Raw genomic sequence first — 22,255 nt, 5'->3', positions numbered from 1 at the left:
CGCGCCGGAGTCCGGCGCGGCCGCCGGGGTCACATGGAGGGCGCGCCGATGGAGTGCAGCCCGCCGTCGACGTGGACGATCTCGCCCGTCGTCGCGGGGAACCAGTCCGACAGGAGGGCCGCGCAGGCGCGGGCCGTCGGCTCGCTGTCCTTGATGTCCCAGCCGAGCGGGGCCGCCTTCGGCCACAGCTCCGTCATGCCCTCGAAACCGGGGATGCTCTTGGCCGCCATCGTCGCGAGCGGGCCCGCGGCGACGAGGTTCACCCGGATGCCCTGCGGGCCCAGGTACTTGGCCAGGTAGCGGGCGCACGACTCCAGGCCGGCCTTGGCCACGCCCATCCAGTCGTAGACCGGCCACGCCTTGGTGGCGTCGAAGTCGAGGCCGACGACCGAGCCGCCGTCCTTCATCAGCGGCAGGCACGCCATCGTCAGCGACTTCAGCGAGTACGCGGAGGCGTGCACGGCTGTGGCGACGTCCTCCCAGGGCGTCTCCAGGAAGTTCCCGCCGAGCGCGGTCTGGGGCGCGAAGCCGATCGCGTGGACCACGCCGTCGAGGCGGTCGAAGCCGCTGTCGCGCAGGTTCCCGGCGAGGGCGCCCAGCTGGTCGGCGTCGGTCACGTCGAGTTCCAGCACCGGCGGCGGGTTGTCAGGGCCGGACGGCAGCCGCTTGGCGGTCCGCTGCGTGAGGGTGGGCCGCGGGTAGGCGGTCAGCACCACCTCGGCGCCCTGCTCCTGCGCGATCCGCGCGACGTGGAAGCCGATGGAGGCGTCGGTGAGGACGCCGGTGACCAGGATGCGCTTGCCTTCGAGGATTCCCATGACTGTCAGTGCCCCATTCCCAGGCCGCCGTCGACCGGGATCACGGCCCCGGTGATGTAGGCGGCGTCCTCACTGGCGACGAACCGGACGGCCTTGGCGATCTCCTCCGGCTTCGCGATGCGGCCGAGCGGCACCGCGGCGGTGATGGCCTTCTGCTGGTCCTCCGTCAGCACCGCCGTCATGTCGGTGTCGACGAACCCGGGCGCCACCACGTTGACCGTGATGCCCCGGGACCCGAGCTCGCGGGCGAGCGAGCGCGCGAACCCGACCATGCCGGCCTTGGACGCGGCGTAGTTGGACTGCCCCGGCGAGCCCAGCAGCCCCACGACCGAGGAGACCAGCACGATCCGGCCCGCGCGCTTGCGCATCATGCCCTTGACCGCGCGCTTGGCCACCCGGAACGACCCGGTCAGGTTGGTGTCGAGGACCGAGGTGAACGACTCCTCGCTCATGATCGCCAGAAGCGTGTCCTTGGTGATCCCCGCGTTGGCGACGACCACCTCGATGGGCCCCTGCTCCGCCTCCACCTTGCTGAAGGCCGCGTCGACGTCCTCGGCGCTCGTCACGTCGCACCGGACGCCGAACAGCCCCTCGGGCGGCTCTCCGGACCGGTAGGTGACCGCGACCGCGTCGCCCGCCGCGGCCAGCTCGCGGGCGATGGCGAGGCCGATGCCCCGGTTACCGCCGGTCACGAGGACAGAGCGACTCATCAGGACCCTCTCGTTGTACTGCTCGTTGGCTGCTGCACGACATTAGCGGCCCGTGCGGCCGCTGCGGATGTGCCGAACCGACAAGATCCGCTCACCTCCCTTTGTTCGCGCGGCGCGCGGGCCCCCGGCGGGACGGGCGCGGACGGTAGGTTGCGGAGGGTGCATGACATCGATCCCGCCTTCACCGCGCTGCCGCTTCGCGCGCTGGCCGACGCGGCGCTGTCCCGCGCCAGGGAGCTGGGCGCGCAGCACGCCGACTTCCGCCTGGAGCGCATCCGCAGCCAGACCCTCCGGCTCCACGACGCCGCCCTGGAGACCGCCCTGGACGCCGACGACGTCGGGCTGTCGGTCCGGGTCGTCAAGGACGGCACCTGGGGCTTCGCCGCCGGCATCGACCTGACGCCCGACGGCGCCGCCCGCGTCGCCGCGCAGGCCGTGGAGGTCGCCGCCGTCGCCAGGGCCGTCAACCGCGAGCCCATCGAGCTGGCGCCCGAGCCCGTCCACGGGGAGCGCACCTGGGTCTCGGCCTACGAGACCGACCCCTTCGAGGTGCCGACCGCCGACAAGGTCGCGCTGCTGGCGGGCTGGAGCCGCCTGCTGCTCGGCGACGACCGCGTCGACCACGTCGACGCGACCCTGCTGCAGGTCAAGGAGAACAAGTTCTTCGCCGACCTCGCCGGCACGGTCACCACCCAGCAGCGCGTCCGGCTGCATCCCGTCGTCAACGCCGTGGGCATCGCCGGCGGCCTGTTCGACACGATGCGCACGCTGGCGCCGCCCGCCGGATACGGATGGGAGTGGCTGTCGGGCGAGCACTGGGACTGGGACGGCGAGCTCGCCCGCATCCCCGAACTGCTCGCCGAGAAGCTCGCCGCGCCGTCGGTGGAGCCGGGGGTGTACGACGTCGTCGTCGACCCGTCCAACCTGTGGCTGACGATCCACGAGTCGATCGGGCACGCCACCGAGCTGGACCGGGCGCTCGGCTACGAGGCCGCCTACGCGGGCACCTCGTTCGCCACCCCCGACAAGCTCGGGACGCTGCGGTACGGCTCCGAAATCATGAACGTCACCGGGGACCGGACCACCGAGCACGGGCTGGCCACCATCGGCTACGACGACGAGGGCGTGCAGGCCCAGTCGTTCGACATCGTCTCCGGGGGCCTGTTCACCGGCTACCAGACCGACCGCCGCATCGCCCGCCTCACCGGCGCCGAGCGCTCCAACGGCTGCGCCTTCGCCGACGCCGCGTCCAGCATGCCGATCCAGCGGATGGCGAACGTCTCGCTCAAGCCCGCCGAGGGCGGCCCGTCCACCGAGGAGCTGATCTCCGGGGTCGAGCGCGGCATCTACATCCTCGGCGACAAGAGCTGGTCGATCGACATGCAGCGCTACAACTTCCAGTTCACCGGGCAGCGGTTCTTCCGCATCGAGAACGGCCGCCTCGCCGGGCAGCTCCGCGACGTCGCCTACCAGGCGACCACCACCGACTTCTGGAACTCGATGGAGGCCGTCGGCGGGCCGCAGACCTACGTGCTCGGCGGCGCGTTCAACTGCGGCAAGGGCCAGCCGGGGCAGGTCGCGCCGGTCAGCCACGGCTGCCCGTCGGCGCTGTTCCGGGGCGTCAACATCCTCAACGCGCTGAAGGAGGCCGGCCAGTGAGCACGATCAGGCCGCAGGAGGCCGTCGAGCGGGCCCTGTCGCTGTCGCGCGCCGACGACTGCGTCGTCATCGCCGACGAGGCGAGCACCGCGAACCTGCGGTGGGCGGGCAACACCCTGACCACCAACGGCGTGACCCGCTCCAGCCGCCTCACCGTCATCGCGCTGCGGAACACGGCGGACGGCGTGGCGGCGGGCGTGGTGTCGCGGTCGGCCGTCGGCGCCGACGGCATCGAGGACCTGGTGCGCGCCGCCGAGGCCGACGCCGCCGGCAACGAGGCCGCCGAGGACGCCCGGCCGCTGGTCTCCGAGGGGCCGCCCTCCGGCGCGGCCGGATGGGACGACGAGCCCGCCGAGACCGGGATCGGGGTGTTCGAGGGCTTCGCTCCCGCGCTGGGCGAGGCGTTCGCCGCCGCGCAGGACGGCGACCGGCGCCTGTACGGGTTCGCCAACCACGTCCTCACCTCGACGTTCCTCGGCTCCTCGGCGGGGCTGCGGCTGCGCCACGACCAGCCCACGGGGCTGCTGGAGCTGAACGCCAAGGGCGCGGGCGGCTCGGCGTGGGCGGGCGTGGGCACCCGCGACTTCACCGACGTCGACGTCGCCGGCCTCACCGGCGGGCTCGCCCGGCGGCTGGAGTGGGGCGAGCGGCGCGTGGACCTGCCGGCCGGCCGGTACGAGACGATCCTGCCGCCGTCCGCCGTCGCCGACCTGATGATCTACCTGTACTGGTCGGCGGGCGCCCAGGACGCGCAGGACGGCCGGACGGTGTTCAGCGCCCCCGGCGGCGGCACCCGCGTCGGGGAGCGGCTCAGCGACCTGCCGGTCACCCTGTCCAGCGACCCGGCCGCGCCAGGCATGCAGTGCGCCCCGTTCGTCATCGCGCACGCCTCCAGCCGCGAGTCCTCGGTGTTCGACAACGGGCTCGCGCTCGGCCCCACCGACTGGATCCGCGAGGGCGCCCTCGCGTCCCTCGCCCAGACCCGGCACTCCGCCGAGCGCACCGGCCTGCCGCTCACCCCCGCCGTCGACAACCTGTCGATGAGGGGTCCGGACGGCGGCGCGTCCCTGGAGGAAATGATCGCCCGCACCGAGCGCGGGCTGCTGCTGACGTGCCTGTGGTACATCCGGGAGGTCGACACGCAGAGCCTGCTGCTGACCGGCCTCACCCGCGACGGCGTCTACCTCGTCGAGGACGGCGAGGTCGTCGGGGCCGTGAACAACTTCCGGTTCAACGAGAGCCCGGTCGACCTGCTGTCGCGGATCTCCGAGGTCGGCGAGACGGGGCCGACGCTGCCGCGCGAGTGGTCGGACTACTTCACCCGCACCGCCATGCCGGCGATCCGGGTCCCCGACTTCCACATGTCGACGGTGAGCCAGGCCACCTGAGCCGCCGCGGCCGGGGACGGCGCGAGGGTGTCGCCGGGGCCGGGCCGGTCCCGGCGCCGGCGCCCCCGCCCTCCCCGGCGCGGCGGGCCGGACGCCGGGGCGGCCCCGGCGCCGGGCCCGGCGCGCGTCAGGCGTCCTCCAGGCGGAAGCCGACCTTCATGGTGACCTGGAAGTGGCCCACCTCGCCGTCCTCGATATGGCCGCGGACCTCGGTCACCTCGAACCAGTCGAGGTGCCGCAGGGTCTGCGAGGCGCGCCGGACGCCGTTGCGTATGGCGGCCTCGACGGACTCCGGCGAGGTCCCCACGATCTCGGTCACGCGGTACGTGCGATCGGTCATCGACTCCTCCAGATGTTTTGCCCGGTGCCGCCGGTGCGGGTCGGCCTCCATGGGCTTACCGTGGAATGGTGAAGGTCAATCACCGCCACCACCGCGAGCCGGCGGTCTACACGGTCACCGACGCTCCCCGCCCCATGTCGGAGGACATCGGCCACCGCCAGCGCCGGTACCTGATGTCCATGGGCGTCCGCACGATCTGCTTCGTGGGGGCGGTGGTGGCCGCCGTGGCGGGCGCGCCGTGGTGGCTCGCGCTGCTCATGGTGGTCGGCGCCGCGGTGCTCCCCTACGTCGCCGTGATCTTCGCGAACGGGGGTCGCGAACCGACCGCCCGGGCGGCCTTCGACGACCATCACCGCCGGGAACAGAAGCCGGTTTCCGGACAGCGACCAGAAATCCGGTCGTGACATTCTCTTGACTAACCGCGGGGGGTTTCGGTGTACGATTTGTACCGGCGCTCTGGTCCCCCGTCGGAGCGCCCGTGCCGGTGTTCCGGGCCCCCGTCGGAACACCGATGATGCGGCGCCGGGTGGATTGCCCCCGTATCCACCCGGCGCCGCTTTTATTTGCCCGGGGATCCCGTTGACGCCTCCCATGCTCACGGATGACCTCCCCCGCACCTTCGCTTGACCGACCTGTCCGGGCCGGGCACATCCTCGCGAGAACGCAAGCCCTCCGCGCTGTCCTGGTCCGGCCATGCCCCCAAAACGGGTCATTTCACATCCTTTCGCGCCCGGAATCGCGGGGCCCGGGCGCTGCCGCGCGGGCCCCTTCGCCAGGGCGGCCGGGCGCGGGCCGATCCTTCCCGCCGCCCGCCGCGTACTGCTGAGCGGCGCCCCCTTGACGAAGGCGGCTGTCGAGACGAACATCACAGCTGCCTCGCCTGAGACATATCGACCATGTGTCTCAGTGGCGGGCCGTCCGCCCCCGGGCGCGGCACGGCCCGCAGCCCCGCCCGGGAAACGGAGATCGGCCATGAGCGCTTTCGACGACGTGCCCGAGTGGGCGCCCAGGAACCTGCCGGAGCCGGGCGGCCCCGCGTCCCCCACCCCTTTCCTCGGCGCCTCGCAGCCGGCCGGGCTCCCGCCCCGCAGCACGCCGGGCGACCGGGAGGACGAGCCCTTCGACGCCTTCAGCAGACCCGACCGGTCCCCCCGTCGCCCGGGCCCGGCGCACGCCGCCGAACAGCCGCGGGGGCCGTGGGCGCTGGGCGGGGGCCGGCCGCCGCGGCGGATCGGCGGCGTCCTGCTCGGGCCGCTGGCGGGCGCCGTCGGCCTGGTGCTGCTCACCGGGTTCGGCGCGTACGCGATCGCCTCGACGGGCGACGGCTGCTCCGGCGGCGCGGTGACGCTCGACGTGGCCGCGGCGCCGGACGTCGCACCGGCGGTCGTGCGGGCGGCACGGCGTTTCAACGACGCGCGCCGCGAGGCGGGCGGGCGGTGCGCCCGCGCGCGTGTGCGCGCCGCCGACCCCGCCGCGGTCGCGACGCTGCTGTCCGGCAAGGGCGTGGCCGGCGTCGCCCGCAGGCCGGACGTCTGGATCCCCGACTCCTCGCTCTGGACCGCGCTCGTCGGCGGCTCCGGGCACGCCCCGGCGGGCGGCGCCTCGGGACGGTCCGCCGGGATCGCCTCGACTCCGATCGTCCTGGCCGTGCCGCGCGGCCTGGCGACGCAGCTGCGCAACCTCGGCGCCCCGGAGCGGCCGTCGTGGAAGGACCTGCTCGCCGCGGCCGGGACGGCCCCGGACGCCGGACGGGATCCGGCCGACGACGCCGGGGTGATCCCGCCGCGGCTGCTCCGGCTCCAGGTCCCCGATCCGGCCCGCAGCGCGACCGGCATGGGCTCGCTGATCCTGGCGGGTGCGCTGCTGGGCGGCGCCCCCGGCGGCGAGGCGTCGTTCACCGGGGTGGTCCGCACGATCCGGGAGGGCGTCGCCGTCTCCGTCGACGCCGAGTTCGCCGCGTTCGCGGCGTCCGCCTCGTCCGGCCGGGGCGAGGCGGACCGCTACCCGGTCGCGATGGCGCCCGAGCAGGCGGTGTTCGCCTACAACGCGCGGCGCCCGGCCGAGGCGGCGGTCGCCGTGTACCCGGCCGAGGGGACGGTCTACCTCGACCACCCGTTCACCGTCCTGGCGCAGGACCGGGCCAAGGCGAGCGCGGCGCGCTTACTCGAGAAGGAGCTCGCGGGCAGGGCCGCCCGGGAGGACCTCCAGCGGCTGGGCTTCCGGACGCCCGGCGGAACCGCGCCCGCGTCGTTCTCCCCGCGGACCGGGCTGGATCCGCAGCCCCCGGTGGCGCTCCCCGACACGCCCGCCGCGGAGGTGCGGCGCACCATGCAGTCGTGGGCCCAGCTGTCGCTGAGCATCCGGATGCTGAGCATCATCGACGTGTCGGGGTCGATGGACGAGGAGGTCGGGCCCGGCGTGACGCGGCTGCAGTCCACGGTGCGCACGGCCCAGAGCGGGCTGGCGCTGCTGCCGGACGACAGCGAGCTCGGCCAGTGGATCTTCTCCACGGAGCTCCAGGGCGGCCGGGACTGGCGGGAGCTGGTCAGCGTGGGACCGCTCGACGAGCGGCTGGGCTCGGCGACCCGGCGGCAGCTCGTGCTGAGCGCGTTCGCGCGGATCCGGGTGAAGGAGCACGGCGACACCGGGCTGTACGACACGGTCATGGCGGCGTTCGACCACATGAAGCGGACCTACAAGCCGGAGTACGTGAACTCGGTCCTGCTGTGGACGGACGGGAGGAACGAGGACCCGCGCGGCCCGTCCCTGGAGGAGACGCTCGCCCACATGCGGCGCGAGTACGACCCGGAGCGGCCCGTCCAGGTCAACATGCTCGGCTACGGATCGGACGTGGACGTCAACGAGCTGCGGCGGATCGCGCAGGTGACGCACGGCGACGCCTACGTGGCCCGGACGCCCGGGCAGATCCAGGCGATCTTCCTCAGGGCGGTCTCGCGCCGGGTCTGCGAACCCGACTGCTGACCTGCCCGCGCACCCCTCTCGCATTTGATTCTAGAACTACCTTCGAGTTAACTTAGCGTTCTGTTAACAACGCTGGCGAGAGGGGCACGGCGTGCGCCGCACCGTTTTCAACGAGGACCACGAGGCCTTCCGGGACACGATCCGGGCGTTCATCGAGGCCGAGGTGGCCCCGGTCTACGAGGAGTGGGAGAACGCCGGCCACCCGCCGCGCGACTTCTACACCAAGCTCGGCGAGCTCGGCGTGTTCGGCATCCAGGTGCCCGAGGAGTACGGCGGCGCGGGCGAGACGAGCTTCAAGTACCAGGCCGTGATCTCCGAGGAGTGCGCCCGCGCCGGCGTGAGCTTCGGCGGCTACGGCGTGCACGTCAACCTCGTCCTGCCCTACCTGCTGAAGTACGGGTCGCCGGAGCAGAAGAAGCGCTGGCTGCCGCCGTTCGTGTCCGGCGAGATGATGACGGCCATCGCGATGACCGAGCCCGGCACCGGCTCCGACCTCGCCGGCATGCAGACCACGGCGCGGCGGGACGGCGACCACTACGTCCTGAACGGCGCCAAGACGTTCATCACCGGCGGCGTCCTCGCCGACCGGGTGCTCGTGGTCGCGCGGACGTCCCCGGCCACGCCGGAGAACCGCCGGGCGGGCCTGTCGATCCTCGCCGTGGACACCCGGAGCGAGGGCTACGCGGTCGGCCGCAAGCTGGAGAAGATCGGGCTGCGCAGCTCCGACACCGCCGAGCTGTCGTTCACCGACGTCCGGGTGCCCGTGGAGGACCTGCTCGGCGAGGAGGGCCGCGGGTTCGAGTACCTGACGCACAACCTCGCCGAGGAGCGCCTCGGCATCGCGACCAGCTCCTACGCGTCGGCGGCCGCCGCCGTCGAGTTCGCCCGCCGGTACGTCCAGGAGCGCACCGTCTTCGGCAAGACCGTGTCGTCGTTCCAGAACACCAAGTTCGTGCTGGCCGAGTGCGCCACCGAGGTCGAGGCCGCCCGCTCGCTCGTCGACCGCTGCATCGAGGCACTGGACGCCGGCGAGCTCACCCCCGCCGACGCCGCCGTCTGCAAGCTGTTCTGCACCGAGGTGCAGGCCCGCGTCGTCGACAAGTGCCTCCAGCTGCACGGCGGCTACGGCTACATCCTGGAGTACCCGATCGCGCGCCTGTACGCCGACGCCCGGGTCGCCCGGATCTACGGCGGCACCAGCGAGGTGCTCAAGACCATCATCGCCAAGGACATCCAGGTCTGACGGAAGGGCTGCGCACATGACCGACACCCGGGTGGCCATCGTCACCGGCGCCGCGCGCGGCATCGGCGCCGCCACCGCCGTCCGCCTCGCCAGGGAGGGGTTCGCCGTCGCGGTCTGCGACCTGGACGAGGCCGCCTGCGCCGGCACCGTCGAGACGATCGCCGGGGAGGGCGGCACCGCGCTCGCCGTCGGCGTGGACGTCGCCGACACCGCGCGGGCGAACGCCGCCGTGGCGCGCGTCGCCGCGGAGCTCGGCCCGCCCGTCGTCCTGGTGAACAACGCCGGCATCACGCGCGACAACCTGCTGTTCAAGATGTCCGACGACGACTGGGACTCGGTCATGTCGGTGCACCTGCGGGGCTCGTTCGTGATGACCCGCGCCGCGCAGGAGCACATGACCAAGGCCGGCTGGGGTCGGATCGTGAACCTGTCGTCGGTGTCGGCCCTCGGCAACCGCGGCCAGGTCAACTACTCGGCGGCCAAGGCGGGCCTCCAGGGGTTCACCAAGACGCTGGCGATCGAGCTGGGCAGGTTCGGGGTCACGGCCAACGCGATCGCGCCCGGGTTCATCGCCACCGAGATGACCGCCGCGACCGCCGCCCGCGTCGGCGTCGACTTCGAGGACTTCAAGGCCGCGGCCGCCAAGGAGATCCCGGTCCGGCGCGTCGGCGTGCCCGAGGACATCGCCGGGACCGTCGCGTTCCTGGTGAGCGACGACGCGTCCTTCGTGTCCGGGCAGGTCATCTATGTGGCCGGTGGTCCCCGCGCGTGACGGGGCGCCCCGGGCGCGCGACCGGGAGAGGACGGAGGAGTCGCTGCGCGCGGCGGCGGTCGCGCTGCTGCGTCGCGGCGGCGTCCTCGCCGGGCTGAACCTGCGCCAGGTCGCCGACGAGGCCGGGGTCAACCGCGGGCTGGTCTACCAGTACTTCGGCTCCCGGCGGGCGCTGCTGCGCTCGGCGCTGTTCCACCGCTCGCGCCCGAACGCCGAGGACGCGGTGGACGCGGCAGGGCTGCCGCTGCGGGAGCGGCTGTCGCGGCTGTTCTGGACGAGCCTGCGCAACCCCGAGCCGGTCCGTCTGGCGACGCTGCTCGTCCTGGACGGCGACGACCGCCCCCGGGTCCTGCTCAACCGGGGCGCCGGCCGGGAGGACCTCGCGGCGGAGGCGGCGCGCGGCGAGCTGCCGGTCGAGGACGTGGCGGCCGTGCAGGCGGCCATCGCGTCCACGGTCTACGGGTACACGCTGCTGCGCGAGCACCTCGCGCGGGAGATCGGTTTGCCCGCCGAGGAGCTCGACGAGCGCATGGCCCGCTGCGTGGAGGCCATGTTCGCGCGCCGCACCGGCTAGCGGGGGCGGGCCGCGGCGAGCCCTTCCGCGAGGGCGGCCGGGGCCTCGATCAGGGACGGGCCGTACCAGGTGAGGAACCGGCCGCTGACGAGCGCGGCGTCGATGCCGGGGAAGGACTCGGGCCCGTCGTCCTCGGTGAAGCGGTACGGCTCGTCCGGCAGGACCACCAGGTCCGCGCCGGCCGCGTTCAGCTCGCCGAGCGGGATCTTCGGGTAGCGCTCGGGATGCCCGGCGTAGACGTTGGACACGCCGAGCCGGGCCAGGACGTCGCCGGCGAAGGTGTCGCGCCCGACGACCATCCACGGCCGCCGCCAGATCGGGACCACCGCCGTCCGGGGCTCGCCGGGTTCGACCTCCGCCCAGACGCGGGACGCCTCCGCCAGCCAGCCGGGCGCCGGTGCCCGGCACGCCTCGGCGAGCATGCGCCCCAGCGACGCCAGCGCCTCCTCGACCGTGCGGATCCGCGTCATCCACACCGGCACGCCGGCCGCGCGCAGCGCCGCGACGTCGGCGGGCCGGTTCTCCTCGGTGTTGCCGACGACGACGTCGGGCCGCAGCCCGATGATCTTCTCCAGGTCGGGGTTCTTGGTGCCCCGCACCCGCGGCACGTCCAGGCCCTCGGGGCGGGTGCACCAGTCGGTGGCGCCGGCGAGCAGCTCCGGCGCGGTCGCCGCGACCGCCTCGGTCAGGGACGGGACGATCGACACGACGCGGCGCACCCGGTCCGGGAGACGGGCCGGGGCGCCGGTGTCGTCGTGGACGGCCATCGGCGGCGGGGCGTCAGACGTTGCGGCGGTACTGGCCGCCGACCTCGAAGAAAGCGTCGGTGATCTGCTGGAGGCTGCACACGCGCGCCGCGTCCATCAGCACCGCGAACACGTTCTCGCCGGACCGGGCCGCGTCCTTGAGCGCGGCGAGGGCGGCCCGCGCCTCGTCCCGGTGCGCCCCCTGGTAGGCGTGGACGCGGTCGAGCTGGGAGCGCTTCTCGTCCTCGGTCGCGCGGGCGAGCTCGATCGTCTGCGGCGTCCCGTCGCCGGCCTCGGGGCCGCGGAAGGTGTTGACGCCGACGATCGGCAGGGAGCCGTCGTGCTTGCGCTGCTCGTACAGCATCGACTCGTCCTGGATGCGGCCGCGCTGGTAGCCGGTCTCCATCGCGCCGAGGACGCCGCCGCGCTCGCTGATGCGGTCGAACTCCGCCAGCACCGCCTCCTCGACCAGGTCGGTCAGCTCGTCGATGATGAACGACCCCTGAAGCGGGTTCTCGTTCATCGCCAGGCCCCACTCGCGGTTGATGATGAGCTGGATCGCCAGGGCCCGCCGCACCGACTCGGCCGTCGGCGTGGTGACGGCCTCGTCGTAGGCGTTGGTGTGCAGGCTGTTGCAGTTGTCGTAGATGGCGATGAGCGCCTGCAGCGTCGTGCGGATGTCGTTGAAGTGCATCTCCTGCGCGTGCAGGGAGCGACCGGATGTCTGGACGTGGTACTTGAGCTTCTGGCTGCGCTCGTTCGCGCCGTACCGGTCGCGCATGGCGACGGCCCAGATGCGGCGGGCCACGCGTCCCAGCACGTTGTACTCGGGGTCCATGCCGTTGGAGAAGAAGAACGACAGGTTGGGCGCGAAGTCGTCGACGTCCATGCCGCGCGCCAGGTAGGACTCGACGTAGGTGAAGCCGTTGGCGAGGGTGAAGGCGAGCTGGCTGATGGGGTTCGCCCCGGCCTCGGCGATGTGGTAGCCGGAGATGGACACCGAGTAGAAGTTGCGGACCTTGTTGGCGATGAACCACTCCTGGATGTCGCCCATCATCCGCAGCGAGAACTCGGTGGAGAAGATGCAGGTGTTCTGCCCCTGGTCCTCCTTGAGGATGTCGGCCTGCACGGTGCCCCGCACGGTCGACAGGACGCCCGCCCGGATCTGCGCGGCCTCCTCTTCGGACGGCTCCCGCCCGTTCTCCTCGTAGAAGGCGTCCAGCCCCTGGTCGATGGCCGTGTTGAGGAAGAACGCCAGGATCGTGGGCGCGGGACCGTTGATGGTCATCGACACCGAGGTGGTCGGCGACGACAGGTCGAACCCGTCGTACAGCGCCTTCATGTCGTCCAGCGTGGCGATCGACACCCCGGACGTGCCGACCTTGCCGTACACGTCGGGGCGCTCGTCGGGGTCGCGCCCGTACAGGGTGACCGAGTCGAACGCGGTGGACAGGCGCGTCGCGGGCTGGCCCTCCGACAGCAGCTTGAAGCGTCGGTTGGTGCGGAACGGGTCGCCCTCGCCCGCGAACATGCGGGCGGGGTCCTCGTTGTCGCGCTTGAAGGGGAACACCCCGGCGGTGAACGGGAACCGGCCGGGCAGGTTCTCGTTGCGGAGGAACCGCAGCAGCTCGCCGTGGTCGGTGTAGCGCGGCAGGGCGACGCGGGGGATCCGGCTGCCCGACAGCGACTCGCGCGTGAGCTTGGTGCGCAGCTCCCGGTCCCGGATCCTCACGACCTGCTCGTCGCCGGAGTAGGACTCCACGACGGCGGGCCACCCCTCGACCAGCTCGGCGTTCGCGGGCTCCACGTCCCGGCGCGCCTTCTCCAGCAGGCCCTCCACCTCGGAGGCGTCCGTCAGCTCGGCGCGCACCTCGTCCAGCCGCTGGACGCGCCGGACCGCCTCCATCTGCGTCACCGTGTCGGCGTGGTAGTTCCGGACGGTCTCGGCGATGTCGGACAGGTACCGCACCCGGTTCGGCGGGATGACGGTCGCGGCGCCGGTGGACACCTTGGTTCCGACCTCGGGGAGCGCTCCGTCCTCCAGGCGCAGGCCGTGCTCCGCCAGCAGCCCGCCGAGGTGCTGGTAGAGCGCCGTGACTCCGTCGTCGTTGAACGTGGCGGCGCTGGTGCCGAACACCGGCATGTCCTCGGGCCGCTGACCGAACGCCTCCCGGTTGCGCACGAGCTGGCGGCCCACGTCGCGCAGGGCGTCGGCCGCGCCGCGCCGCTCGAACTTGTTGATGGCGACCACGTCCGCGAAGTCGAGCATGTCGATCTTCTCGAGCTGGGACGCGGCGCCGAACTCCGGCGTCATCACGTACAGCGACACGTCGACCAGCGGGACGATCGCGGCGTCGCCCTGCCCGATGCCAGGCGTCTCCAGGACCACCAGGTCGTATCCGGCGGCCTTGCAGGCGGTGACGATGTCCTCGACGTTCTCCGGCAGCTCCCGCGAGCCCCGGGTCGCCAGCGAGCGGAAGAACACGCGGTCGCCGTCCAGGGAGTTCATCCTGATCCGGTCGCCGAGCAGCGCGCCGCCGCCGCGCCGCCGCGTCGGGTCGACGGCGAGCACCGCGACGCGCAGCCGGTCGCCCTGGTCGACGCGCAGCCGCCGCACCAGCTCGTCGGTGAGCGACGACTTCCCGGAGCCGCCCGTCCCGGTGATCCCCAGCACGGGGACGCGCCGCCCGGCCGCCGCCTCGGCGAGCCGCGCGCGGTCGTCCCCGGGCAGGCCGCCGGCCTGCAGGCAGGTGATGGCCCGGGCGAGGGCGCGCCGCTCCCCCGCCACCACGGCGTCGGCCGGCACGGGCTCGGCGGCCAGGTCGACGTCGCACTCGCGGACCAGTTCGTTGATCATGCCGGGCAGGCCGAGCCGCTGGCCGTCCTCCGGGGAGAAGATCCGCACGCCGGCGTCCGACAGCCGCGCGATCTCCTCGTGCACGATGACGCCGCCGCCCCCGCCGAACACCTTCACGTGCTCGGCGCCGGCCTCCTTCAGGCTGCGCGACAGGTACTCGAAGTACTCGACGTGGCCGCCCTGGTAGGAGCTGATCGCCACGCCCTGCGCGTCCTCCTCCAGGACCGCGTCGACGACCTCCCGGACGGAGCGGTCGTGCCCCAGGTGCACCACCTCGGCGCCCTGGGACTGCAGGATGCGCCGCATGATGTTGATGGCCGCGTCATGGCCGTCGAACAGCGCCGCCGCCGTCACGAAGCGCACCGGGTGCACCGGCGCGTGCAGCTCCCGCGTCACCGTCTCCACCTCAACCCTTGGACATCCAATATTTGGAAGTTAAAATAGTTTCCGTGCGCGACGCAGTCAAGACCGAATACGGTGGCCCGGTGCCCGACATGCCCGATCCCATCGCCGAGGCCCACCGCCAGTGGAGCGGCCGCTGGCCCGAGCACGCCGACCGCATGGCGGCCGTCACCTCGGTGATGCGGGCCCAGCAGATCCTGCTCAGCCGGATCGAGGCCGTCCTCAAGCCGTACGGGCTGACGTTCGCCGCCTACGAGGCGCTGCGCCTGCTCGCCTTCGCCCGCACCGGGACCCTCCCCATGGGCAAGATGGGCGCCCGCCTCATGGTGCACCCCGCGTCCGTGACCAACGTGATCGGCCGCCTGGAGCAGCGGGGCCTGGTCGGCCGCCGCCCCTCCCCCGACGACCGCCGCGTCGTCCTCGCCACCATCACCCCCGCGGGCCGCGACCTCGCCGAGGAGGCCACGCTCGCCCTCAACGAGTCCGGCTTCGGCATCGCCGGCCTCCCCGCCGCCGAGGCCGCCGACATCACCACCGCCCTGCGCCGCGTCCGCATGGCCACCGGAGATCTGGACTGATCCCCCTGCCGGGGGCTGTGGCACCTTGGGAAGATGACGAGCGAGACGGTCTTCACCTATGGGGCGCCGCAGCTGAAGTTCGGGAGCGGGGCCGCGGACGAGATCGGGTTCGACCTGGCGCAGTTCGGGGCGCGGCGGGTGCTGGTCGTCACCGACGCGGGGATCGCGGCGACGGGCGGGCCGCACCGGATCGCGGACGCGATGAGGGCCTACGGGATCGAGGCCGCGGTGTTCGAGGGCGTGCGCGTCGAACCGACGGACGCGAGCATGCGCGCGGCGGTCGAGCACGCCCGCGCGACCGGCCCCTACGACGCCTACGTGGCGGTCGGGGGCGGGTCGAGCATCGACACCGCGAAGGCCGTCAACCTCCTGACGACCAACGAGGGCGATCTCGCCGACTACCTGAACCCGCCCGTGGGGGCGGGACGGGCGCCGGAGCGGCCGCTGCTGCCGCTGGTCGCCGTCCCCACCACGACGGGCACCGGCGCGGAGAGCACCACGGTCTGCGTCCTGGACGTCCTGGACCTGCGGGTCAAGACCGGCATCAGCCACCCGCGGCTGCGGCCGGCGCTGGCCGTGGTGGACCCGGAGCTGACGTTGTCGCAGCCGCCCGGCGTGACCGCGTCGGCGGGGATGGACATCCTGTGCCACGCCCTGGAGAGCTACACCGCGCGCCCCTACGACCGGTACGAGCGCAAGAGGCCCGAGGAGCGGGTGCCGTACTGCGGGGCCAACCCGGTGTCGGACATGTGGGCCGAGAAGTCGCTGAGCCTGCTGTCGCGGTCGTTCCGCCGGGCCGTCGCGGACGGGGACGACCGAGAGGCGCGCACCGACATGGCGCTCGCGGCGACGTTCGCCGGGCTCGGGTTCGGCAACGCCGGCGTGCACATCCCGCACGCCAACGCCTACCCCATCGCCGGGCAGGTCAGGGACTTCCGGCTGGACGGCTACCCCGGCGGGGAGGCGATGGTCCCGCACGGCATGTCGGTGTCGCTGACCGCGCCCGAGGCGTTCCGGTTCACCTTCGAGGCGCGCCCCGAGCGGCACGTCCGGGCCGCGGAGCTGCTCGACCCGCGGATGGACCGGCCGGACGACCCGGCCGAGCACCTGCCCCTGGCGGTGCTGCGGCTGATGCGCGACATCGGCATCCCGGACGGGATCGGCGGTGTCGGATACGGGGAGGGCGACGTCCCCGCGCTGGTGGAGGGGGCGATGAAGCAGCAGCGGCTGCTGGCGACCTCGCCGCGTCCGGTGGACGAGGAGGCCGTGGCCGGGATCTTCACCCGGTCGCTGCGGCTGTGGTGACTCAGCGGGCGCGGACCCAGGCGTCGACCAGGTCGGCGGCCTCGGGCCGGGAGTCCGGCAGGTAGTGGGTGTCCCTGATGCGGTGGAGGGTCCGGTCGGACGCGGCCAGGGCGTCGAAGATCGCGCGGGCGTCGCTCTCGTAGACGCACTCGTCCGCCGTGGCGTGCACCACCAGCGACGGGACGGTGATGCGCGCCAGGTGCGGGGCGGCGGTGCACTGCGAGGTGCGCAGGCTCCACATCGACAGCCAGGAGCGCAGCGTGCACAGCGAGCCGATGCCGAACACGCCGTAGTTGGCCTTGGCGGGGTCGCCGAGGTAGCAGCGGTTGGGCTCGCGGTCGGACGGCTCGATGGCGGGGTCGACCATCCGCAGGTCGGCCCAGGTGCGGTGCACGGTGAACAGCGCGTCGCGGGCGCGGGTGCCCTTCAGCGCGTCCAGGCGGGCGAGGACCCGGTCGGTGATGCGCTCGTTGCGCGCGCGCTGGGCGGCGCGGTAGCGGGCCTGGAACTCCGCGCTGTACGGGGGGCCGTTGCCGGGGTCGAAGGGGTCCAGGGACGGGTCGGCCGACAGCGGATCGGTCTCGTCGGTGACCGAGGGGTCCATCCAGGCGGTGAGGACCTCCGGGCGGCCGGAGTGGGCGGCGAGCGCGACGAACAGGTCACCGGCGGGCAGGTCCTCGATGGCGGCGACCGGACGCATCCCCGCGACGGGCGTGACGTTGGGCTCGACGGCCTGGGACTGGTAGGCGGCCATCAGCGAGCCGCCGCCGGAGTTGCCGAGCAGGACGATCCGCTCGGCGCCCGCCCGCTCGCGGAGCCAGCGGACGCCCTCGCCGATCTCCGCGAGGGCGTGGTCGAGCAGGAAGTACGCCTCGTTGCCGCGGAAGCGGGTGTTCCAGCCGAGGAAGCCGTGGCCGCGGGCCGCGAGGTGCTCGGCGAGGTAGTGCTCGGAGAAGTCGACGTTGTAGTGGGCCGCGATGAACGCGGTCCTCGGGGCGGCCCCGGCGGGGCGGTGGTAGATCCCCTGGCACGGGTGGCCGCCCGCGCCCGCCCGGCCGGCCAGGGGCGACGGCAGCCCCACGAACTCCCTGACGATCTCGCCCATCCGGCGCCTCCCGGCCCGTTGCCGAATCAGGTTCTGAACAGTAGGGGGTATCGCCTCCGCACGACCACCCACCGCCTGGACGTGCTGATCCATCCCATATGCTGCGAATCACATCCGTTGTGTCGCAAGGAGGCGTGATGGCGGATTCGCCGACGATGACGTACGGCGGCTATCTGAGGCTCGACGACCTGCTGTCGTGCCAGGAGCCGAAGACCCGGGCGCACGACGAGCTGCTCTTCGTGATCATCCACCAGGTCTACGAGCTGTGGTTCAAGCAGATCCTGCACGAGGCCGCGCTGCTGCAGCGCCGGCTGGAGGAGGGCAACAGCGGGGGGTCGCTGCACACCGCCCGCCGCATCGCCAAGATCCTCAAGACCGTCGTCGGGCAGCTGGACGTCCTGGAGACGATGACCCCCCGGCAGTTCGCCTCGTTCCGCGACGCGCTCGGCAGCTCCAGCGGCTTCCAGAGCGAGCAGTTCCGCGAGATCGAGGCCGTCCTCGGGCGCCGCTCCTTCCCTGCCTCCGACCTGCGCGGCGACGAGCGGCTCCAGGCGGCCGTGTCCCGCCCCTCGGTGTTCGACTCGCTGCTGCGCTACCTCGCGGGGCGCGGCCACCCGGTGCCGCGCGAGGCCCTGGAGCGGGACTTCTCCCGGCCGTGGGAGCCCGACCCCGGGGTGCAGAAGGTCCTGCTCGCCGTCTACGCGGACGAGTCCGGGCCGGCCGCCGAGGTCTGCGAGGCGCTCGTCGACGTGGACGAGGGCGTCCAGGAGTGGCGGTACCGGCACCTGAAGATGGTCGAGCGGACGATCGGCGCGAAGATCGGCACAGGCGGGTCGGCCGGCGCCGACTACCTGCGCAGCACCCTGTTCGCCCCCGCCTTCCCCGACCTGTGGGAGGTCCGCTCCCAGACCGAGGAGGTCCCCGCCCATGGCGGCTGAGGGCGGCGAGCGGGTCGCGATCGTCGGGGCGGGCCTGGCGGGCTGCCTGCTCGCGGTGCTGCTCGGCCGCCGCGGCCTCGCGGTGACGGTGTACGAGCGGCGCCCCGACCCGCGCGTCGCGGGCGCCGAGCGGGGACGCTCGATCAACCTGGCGGTCTCGGCGCGGGGCCTGGCCGCGCTGGAGCAGGTCGGCCTGCGCGACCGGTCGCTCAAGCAGGCGCTGCCCATGCACGGGCGGATGGTGCACCCCCTGTCGGGGGCGCGGAACTTCCAGCCCTACAGCGCCGACGGGGAGCGCGCCATCAACTCCATCAGCCGCGCCGAGCTGAACCGGTCGCTGCTGGACACCGCCGAGAGCACGCCGGGCGTCACGCTGCGGTTCTCCCAGCGCGTCACCGGCGTGGACGTCGAGGCCGGCGCCCTCCTGCTGGAGGACGCGGCCCCCGAGCCCGCCGACGTCGTCCTGGCCGGGGACGGCGCCTACAGCGCGGTCCGCCGGTCGCTGCGCCTGGACGAGGACGCCGACTTCCTGGAGCACGGCTACAAGGAGCTGACCGTCCCGCCGAAGGACGGCGGGTTCGCGCTCGACCCCGACGCCCTGCACATCTGGCCGCGCGGGACCTCGATGATGATCGCGCTGCCGAACCTGGACCGCTCCTTCACCTGCACGCTGTTCTGGCCGAAGGAGGACTTCGCCGCCCTCGACTCCCCGGAGAAGGTCACCGCCTACTTCGAGCGGCACTATCCCGACGTGGCGGGCCTGATGCCGGAACTCGCGGACGACTACGAGCGCAACCCGGTCGGGTCGCTGGTGACCGTCCGGTGCTGGCCGTGGACGCGGTCCGGCGACGGCGCCGTGGTGGCGCTGCTGGGCGACGCCGCGCACGCGATCGTGCCGTTCTTCGGGCAGGGCGCGAACTGCGCGTTCGAGGACTGCATCGAGATCGACCGGTGCCTGACCGAGACCGGCGGCGACTGGGCCCGCGCGCTGCGGCTCTACCAGGAGCGGCGCAAGGCCAACACCGACGCGATCGCCGAGATGGCGCTGGACAACTTCGTCGAGATGCGCGACCGGGTGTCCTCGCCGGTCTACCGGGCGAAGCAGGCGGCGACGCACGCGCTGGAGCGCCGCCTGGCCGGACGCTACGTCTCCCGCTACGAGCTGGTGTCGTTCTCGACGATCCCGTACGCCCGGATCCCGGCGCGGATCAGGCGGCAGAACCGGGTGCTAGCCGCGGCCGCCCTCGGCTCCGCGGCGGCCCTCGGCCTCGGACTGCGGGCCCTCGCCCGGCGGCGCTGACGCCGGGCGGCGGCCGGCCGCCAGATCGGCGACGGCCGCCGCCAGCGCCGCCAGCACGAACCCCAGCACGACGATCAGCCCGTGCCGGAAGGCGGCCGCCCACTCCCCGCCGGTGCCGGCCAGCGTGGCGAAGAACACCGCCCCGACGGCGGCGATCCCCATCGCGGTGCCGACCCGCTGGCCGGTCTGCAGGACGCCCGCCGCGCTGCCGCCCTCGGTGTAGTCCACCTCCGACAGCGTGATCGTCTGGTTCGGCGAGATGACCAGGCCGGTGCCGAGCCCGGCCAGCAGCAGCGGCGCCGCGGTCGCCCAGGCCACGCCGGCGCCGGGCCTCAGCTCGACCGCGAGCCACGCCGCGCCGAGCCCCGCGAGCACCAGGCACAGGCCGGCGGCGACGAGGGGGCGGCCGAACCGGGAGACGACCCGGCCGCCGAGCGCGGACGCCACACCGGACCCGACCGCGAAGGGGGTGATGGCGAGGCCCGCGCCGAGCGCGCTGTAGCCGAGGCCGTTCTGCAGGTAGAGGGTGAAGATGAAGAACACCGCGGTGAACCCGGCGAAGTACAGCAGCGCGATCGCCGTACCCAGCGTGTAGGAGCGGAGGCGGAACAGCGAGAGGACGACCATCGGCGTCCGCGCCCGGCGCTCCCAGGCCGCGAAGGCCACCAGCAGCGCGGCGCCCGCGGGGATCAGCAGCCACTTCAGGGCGCCCCGCCACTGCTGCTCCTGGACGAGCGGCAGGAGCACGCACAGGACCCCCGCGCCCAGCAGTAGCACCCCGAGCGGGTCCAGGCCCTGCCGCTGCCCGTAGACCGGGGCGGGCAGCAGCCGCCACGCCAGAAACAGTGCCGCGATCCCGACGGGGATGTTGACGTAGAACACCCACCGCCAGCCCTCCGCCGATCCGGCGATCGCGATCAGCCCGCCGCCGAGCAGCGGGCCGACGGCGGTCGCGACCCCGATGACGGCGCCGAGCGCCCCGAACGCCCGTCCGCGCTCGGCGCCCCGGAACAGCTGCTGGATGAGCCCGGCGACCTGCGGGTTGAGGATGCCGCCCGCGACGCCCTGCACGAGCCGGGCGAGGACGAGCAGCAGGATCGTCGGGGCGACGCCCGCCGCCGCGCTCGCCGCCGTGAACAGGGCGAGCCCGGACATGAACACCGCCCGGCGGCTGCGGGCGTCACCGAGCCGCCCCGCCGGGACGAGGACGAGCCCGAACGTCAGGGCGTACCCCGACAGGATCCACTGCAACTGGGCGTCGGACGCGTGCAGACCCGCCCGGATCGACGGCAGCGCCACGTTGACGATGCTGACGTCCAGCAGCGTCATGAACGCCGCAACAAGGCACACAGATAGCGCTCGCCACCGCCTGTCCATTGCCTTGTTCTCCTCCTTCGAGCCCGGGGGCCCTCCATCGTCGAAAAACGCGGCGATCGCTGGCACTGCTCCGACTCGCCCAGAGGCTCGCTGCGCGATCCGGTTCTCGCTTCGCTCGCGTCTCCGCCCCCGGCCCTGCCTTCGGATGCGATCGAAACCGTTGGGGTTGTCGTTCCGTTGCGGTGGTGGGTGGCTGAGGTCGCGGGCGGGTGAGTCGTTTTCGCGGCCTCTGGAGGTGTCTAAGCTCGCCTCATGACCAACGCCGATCCGGGGAACGGCCCTGAGGAACTGCAGTGCTCCGCCAAGGGGTGCCGTGCCGACGCCGTGTGGGCGCTGCGGTGGAACAACCCCAAGATTCACACGCCGGACCGGCGGAAGGTCTGGCTCGCCTGCGACGAGCACCGCGAGAGCCTGTCGGCGTTCCTGTCCCGCCGGGACTTCCTGAAGGACGTGGTGCCGGTCGCGGAGCGCGACGAGCCCGCCGGGCGCGGCTAGGCGTCGTCCAGAACCGGCTCGCCGGCCTGCTCGGGCACCTCGGCCCGCCAGCCCTCGGCCATCTCGGTCAGCCGGGCGGCGGCGTCCCGCGCCGGCACGCCGCGGCCGACCGCGAGGCCGAGCAGGTAGGCCGTCAGCGGCGCGCCGGGCCGCGCGACGTTGTGGGCGACGTCGCGTGCGAGGTCCAGGACGAGGCCCTGGTCGACGTCCCCGCGCTCCAGCCCCAGTTCGAGGCACGCCGCGCTGAGCCAGTCCTCAAGGACAGACATGGGTTCCCCCTTCGAGCATGGTGCTGGTGGTGTGCCCACTCTCGCACGATCAAAGCAGGCGCTCGGCGGCGGCCAGCTGCTCCGGGGTGTCGCAGTCGTACCACGCGGGGCGGGCGTCCGGGGGCAGGGCGACCGGCACGGGGTCCAGGGGGCCGAGGAGGCCGCGCAGGGAAGCGCCGTCGTAGCCCGCCAGCGCCGTCCGCAGGGCGCCGGCGCGCCAGCAGCCCGCGAGCCACTGCTCGCGGCCGTCGCCGTCCACCAGGACGGCCCCGTCGCGTTCCGCCGCCGCCTCCAGCAGCGCCGCGACGTGGGCGGGGCGGAGGAAGGGCAGGTCGGCGGCGAGCAGCGCCAGCCTCGGCGCGCGGACCTCGGCGAGCCCGGCGCGCAGCGCGGGCAC

The 22,255-nt window shown here is 73.4% G+C and carries 21 protein-coding genes; 12 read left to right on the top strand and 9 right to left on the bottom strand.

Features of this window, described 5'->3' with window-relative positions; all coding sequences use genetic code 11:
* Positions 1 to 29: 29 nt before the first annotated feature.
* Both fabI and AB0C87_RS28920 read right to left on the bottom strand, forming a co-directional pair.
* Positions 30 to 818, bottom strand: coding sequence for an enoyl-ACP reductase FabI (gene fabI / locus AB0C87_RS28925; RefSeq protein ID WP_345181193.1), 789 nt, complete (start codon positions 816 to 818; stop codon positions 30 to 32).
* 5 nt (positions 819 to 823) lie between these two features.
* Positions 824 to 1,528, bottom strand: a complete 705-nt coding sequence (locus tag AB0C87_RS28920; protein WP_360580436.1) for a beta-ketoacyl-ACP reductase — start codon at positions 1,526 to 1,528, stop codon at positions 824 to 826.
* A 159-nt stretch (positions 1,529 to 1,687) separates the two neighbouring features.
* On the opposite strand from AB0C87_RS28920, the gene AB0C87_RS28915 reads away from it, so the two are divergent.
* Positions 1,688 to 3,187, top strand: a complete 1,500-nt coding sequence (locus AB0C87_RS28915) for a TldD/PmbA family protein (protein WP_345181189.1) — start codon at positions 1,688 to 1,690, stop codon at positions 3,185 to 3,187.
* A gap of 5 nt (positions 3,188 to 3,192) precedes the next feature.
* On the top strand, positions 3,193 to 4,575 hold the full coding sequence (locus AB0C87_RS28910; protein WP_360580529.1) for a metallopeptidase TldD-related protein: 1,383 nt from the start codon (positions 3,193 to 3,195) through the stop codon (positions 4,573 to 4,575).
* Between the two features lie 127 nt (positions 4,576 to 4,702).
* Here AB0C87_RS28910 and AB0C87_RS28905 read toward each other — a convergent pair whose 3' ends face one another.
* Positions 4,703 to 4,915, bottom strand: coding sequence for a dodecin (locus AB0C87_RS28905; protein WP_185024725.1), 213 nt, complete (start codon positions 4,913 to 4,915; stop codon positions 4,703 to 4,705).
* A 68-nt stretch (positions 4,916 to 4,983) separates the two neighbouring features.
* On the opposite strand from AB0C87_RS28905, the gene AB0C87_RS28900 reads away from it, so the two are divergent.
* The 5 genes from AB0C87_RS28900 (at position 4,984) to AB0C87_RS28880 (ending at position 10,486) form a co-directional block, all read left to right on the top strand.
* Positions 4,984 to 5,319, top strand: coding sequence for a DUF3099 domain-containing protein (locus AB0C87_RS28900; RefSeq protein ID WP_360580433.1), 336 nt, complete (start codon positions 4,984 to 4,986; stop codon positions 5,317 to 5,319).
* A gap of 568 nt (positions 5,320 to 5,887) precedes the next feature.
* Positions 5,888 to 7,897 carry a substrate-binding domain-containing protein gene (locus AB0C87_RS28895; RefSeq protein ID WP_360580432.1) on the top strand — a complete coding sequence of 670 codons (2,010 nt, stop codon included), beginning with the start codon at positions 5,888 to 5,890 and terminating at the stop codon, positions 7,895 to 7,897.
* 91 nt (positions 7,898 to 7,988) lie between these two features.
* Positions 7,989 to 9,140, top strand: a complete 1,152-nt coding sequence (locus tag AB0C87_RS28890) for an acyl-CoA dehydrogenase family protein (RefSeq protein WP_345181181.1) — start codon at positions 7,989 to 7,991, stop codon at positions 9,138 to 9,140.
* A 16-nt stretch (positions 9,141 to 9,156) separates the two neighbouring features.
* The gene (gene fabG, locus AB0C87_RS28885; RefSeq protein WP_345181179.1) at positions 9,157 to 9,912 is read left to right on the top strand and encodes a 3-oxoacyl-ACP reductase FabG; all 756 of its coding nucleotides are present in this window, start codon (positions 9,157 to 9,159) and stop codon (positions 9,910 to 9,912) included.
* Complete coding sequence (locus AB0C87_RS28880) at positions 9,896 to 10,486, top strand: TetR/AcrR family transcriptional regulator (RefSeq protein ID WP_360580430.1); 591 nt, start codon at positions 9,896 to 9,898, stop codon at positions 10,484 to 10,486. The genes fabG and AB0C87_RS28880 overlap by 17 nt, the downstream gene beginning before the upstream one ends.
* Here the strand turns inward: AB0C87_RS28880 and AB0C87_RS28875 are convergent.
* Positions 10,483 to 11,253 (bottom strand): helical backbone metal receptor, encoded by a 771-nt coding sequence (locus AB0C87_RS28875; RefSeq protein ID WP_360580429.1) that lies wholly within the window; start codon positions 11,251 to 11,253, stop codon positions 10,483 to 10,485. The two genes, AB0C87_RS28880 and AB0C87_RS28875, sit on opposite strands and share 4 nt — an antisense overlap.
* Positions 11,254 to 11,266: 13 nt before the next feature.
* Positions 11,267 to 14,494 carry a fused isobutyryl-CoA mutase/GTPase IcmF gene (gene icmF / locus AB0C87_RS28870; protein ID WP_360580427.1) on the bottom strand — a complete coding sequence of 1,076 codons (3,228 nt, stop codon included), beginning with the start codon at positions 14,492 to 14,494 and terminating at the stop codon, positions 11,267 to 11,269.
* 89 nt (positions 14,495 to 14,583) lie between these two features.
* On the opposite strand from icmF, the gene AB0C87_RS28865 reads away from it, so the two are divergent.
* Positions 14,584 to 15,069 (top strand): MarR family transcriptional regulator, encoded by a 486-nt coding sequence (locus AB0C87_RS28865; RefSeq protein ID WP_345181233.1) that lies wholly within the window; start codon positions 14,584 to 14,586, stop codon positions 15,067 to 15,069.
* A gap of 33 nt (positions 15,070 to 15,102) precedes the next feature.
* On the top strand, positions 15,103 to 16,374 hold the full coding sequence (locus tag AB0C87_RS28860; protein WP_360580425.1) for a hydroxyacid-oxoacid transhydrogenase: 1,272 nt from the start codon (positions 15,103 to 15,105) through the stop codon (positions 16,372 to 16,374).
* A 1-nt stretch (position 16,375) separates the two neighbouring features.
* On the opposite strand, the gene AB0C87_RS28855 is transcribed toward AB0C87_RS28860, so the two are convergent.
* The gene (locus AB0C87_RS28855) at positions 16,376 to 17,479 is read right to left on the bottom strand and encodes an alpha/beta hydrolase (protein ID WP_345181169.1); all 1,104 of its coding nucleotides are present in this window, start codon (positions 17,477 to 17,479) and stop codon (positions 16,376 to 16,378) included.
* Between the two features lie 137 nt (positions 17,480 to 17,616).
* Here AB0C87_RS28855 and AB0C87_RS28850 point away from each other — a divergent pair, with 137 nt between their 5' ends.
* Together AB0C87_RS28850 and AB0C87_RS28845 are read left to right on the top strand one after the other, a co-directional pair.
* Entirely contained in the window at positions 17,617 to 18,417 is an 801-nt protein-coding gene (locus AB0C87_RS28850; protein WP_345181167.1) for a tryptophan 2,3-dioxygenase family protein, read from the top strand.
* Positions 18,407 to 19,717 (top strand): FAD-dependent monooxygenase, encoded by a 1,311-nt coding sequence (locus tag AB0C87_RS28845; RefSeq protein ID WP_353834881.1) that lies wholly within the window; start codon positions 18,407 to 18,409, stop codon positions 19,715 to 19,717. Before AB0C87_RS28850 ends, AB0C87_RS28845 begins: the two co-directional genes overlap by 11 nt.
* Here the strand turns inward: AB0C87_RS28845 and AB0C87_RS28840 are convergent.
* On the bottom strand, positions 19,646 to 21,094 hold the full coding sequence (locus AB0C87_RS28840) for a DHA2 family efflux MFS transporter permease subunit (RefSeq protein ID WP_360580423.1): 1,449 nt from the start codon (positions 21,092 to 21,094) through the stop codon (positions 19,646 to 19,648). The genes AB0C87_RS28845 and AB0C87_RS28840 overlap by 72 nt on opposite strands.
* Before the next feature lie 252 nt (positions 21,095 to 21,346).
* Here AB0C87_RS28840 and AB0C87_RS28835 point away from each other — a divergent pair, with 252 nt between their 5' ends.
* On the top strand, positions 21,347 to 21,589 hold the full coding sequence (locus AB0C87_RS28835) for a hypothetical protein (RefSeq protein WP_345181160.1): 243 nt from the start codon (positions 21,347 to 21,349) through the stop codon (positions 21,587 to 21,589).
* Here the strand turns inward: AB0C87_RS28835 and AB0C87_RS28830 are convergent.
* Both AB0C87_RS28830 and AB0C87_RS28825 read right to left on the bottom strand, forming a co-directional pair.
* On the bottom strand, positions 21,586 to 21,858 hold the full coding sequence (locus AB0C87_RS28830; RefSeq protein ID WP_345181158.1) for a DUF6457 domain-containing protein: 273 nt from the start codon (positions 21,856 to 21,858) through the stop codon (positions 21,586 to 21,588). The genes AB0C87_RS28835 and AB0C87_RS28830 overlap by 4 nt on opposite strands.
* Before the next feature lie 49 nt (positions 21,859 to 21,907).
* Positions 21,908 to 22,255, bottom strand: a 348-nt coding sequence (locus AB0C87_RS28825) for an NTP transferase domain-containing protein (protein WP_360580422.1), incomplete at its 5' end; no start/stop codon positions are given.

Origin of the sequence: Actinomadura sp. NPDC048021 (genome assembly GCF_040653135.1) — a bacterium.
Classification (GTDB): Bacteria; Actinomycetota; Actinomycetes; order Streptosporangiales; family Streptosporangiaceae; genus Spirillospora; species Spirillospora verrucosospora.
The sequence above is the reverse complement of the archived record's forward strand: the minus strand, read 5'-3'. Positions and strand labels throughout refer to the sequence as shown.

Excerpts from the sequence above, each read along its gene's own strand:
- fabG (WP_345181179.1), top strand. The coding sequence starts at position 9,157 with ATGACCGACACCCGGGTGGCCATCGTCACCGGCGCCGCGCGCGGCATC.
- AB0C87_RS28905 (WP_185024725.1), bottom strand. The coding sequence starts at position 4,915 with ATGACCGATCGCACGTACCGCGTGACCGAGATCGTGGGGACCTCGCCG.
- AB0C87_RS28860 (WP_360580425.1), top strand. The coding sequence starts at position 15,103 with ATGACGAGCGAGACGGTCTTCACCTATGGGGCGCCGCAGCTGAAGTTC.
- fabI (WP_345181193.1), bottom strand. The coding sequence starts at position 818 with ATGGGAATCCTCGAAGGCAAGCGCATCCTGGTCACCGGCGTCCTCACC.
- AB0C87_RS28840 (WP_360580423.1), bottom strand. The coding sequence starts at position 21,094 with ATGGACAGGCGGTGGCGAGCGCTATCTGTGTGCCTTGTTGCGGCGTTC.
- AB0C87_RS28865 (WP_345181233.1), top strand. The coding sequence starts at position 14,584 with ATGCCCGATCCCATCGCCGAGGCCCACCGCCAGTGGAGCGGCCGCTGG.
- AB0C87_RS28830 (WP_345181158.1), bottom strand. The coding sequence starts at position 21,858 with ATGTCTGTCCTTGAGGACTGGCTCAGCGCGGCGTGCCTCGAACTGGGG.
- AB0C87_RS28875 (WP_360580429.1), bottom strand. The coding sequence starts at position 11,253 with ATGGCCGTCCACGACGACACCGGCGCCCCGGCCCGTCTCCCGGACCGG.
- AB0C87_RS28895 (WP_360580432.1), top strand. The coding sequence starts at position 5,888 with ATGAGCGCTTTCGACGACGTGCCCGAGTGGGCGCCCAGGAACCTGCCG.
- AB0C87_RS28850 (WP_345181167.1), top strand. The coding sequence starts at position 17,617 with ATGGCGGATTCGCCGACGATGACGTACGGCGGCTATCTGAGGCTCGAC.
- AB0C87_RS28835 (WP_345181160.1), top strand. The coding sequence starts at position 21,347 with ATGACCAACGCCGATCCGGGGAACGGCCCTGAGGAACTGCAGTGCTCC.
- AB0C87_RS28845 (WP_353834881.1), top strand. The coding sequence starts at position 18,407 with ATGGCGGCTGAGGGCGGCGAGCGGGTCGCGATCGTCGGGGCGGGCCTG.
- AB0C87_RS28855 (WP_345181169.1), bottom strand. The coding sequence starts at position 17,479 with ATGGGCGAGATCGTCAGGGAGTTCGTGGGGCTGCCGTCGCCCCTGGCC.
- AB0C87_RS28920 (WP_360580436.1), bottom strand. The coding sequence starts at position 1,528 with ATGAGTCGCTCTGTCCTCGTGACCGGCGGTAACCGGGGCATCGGCCTC.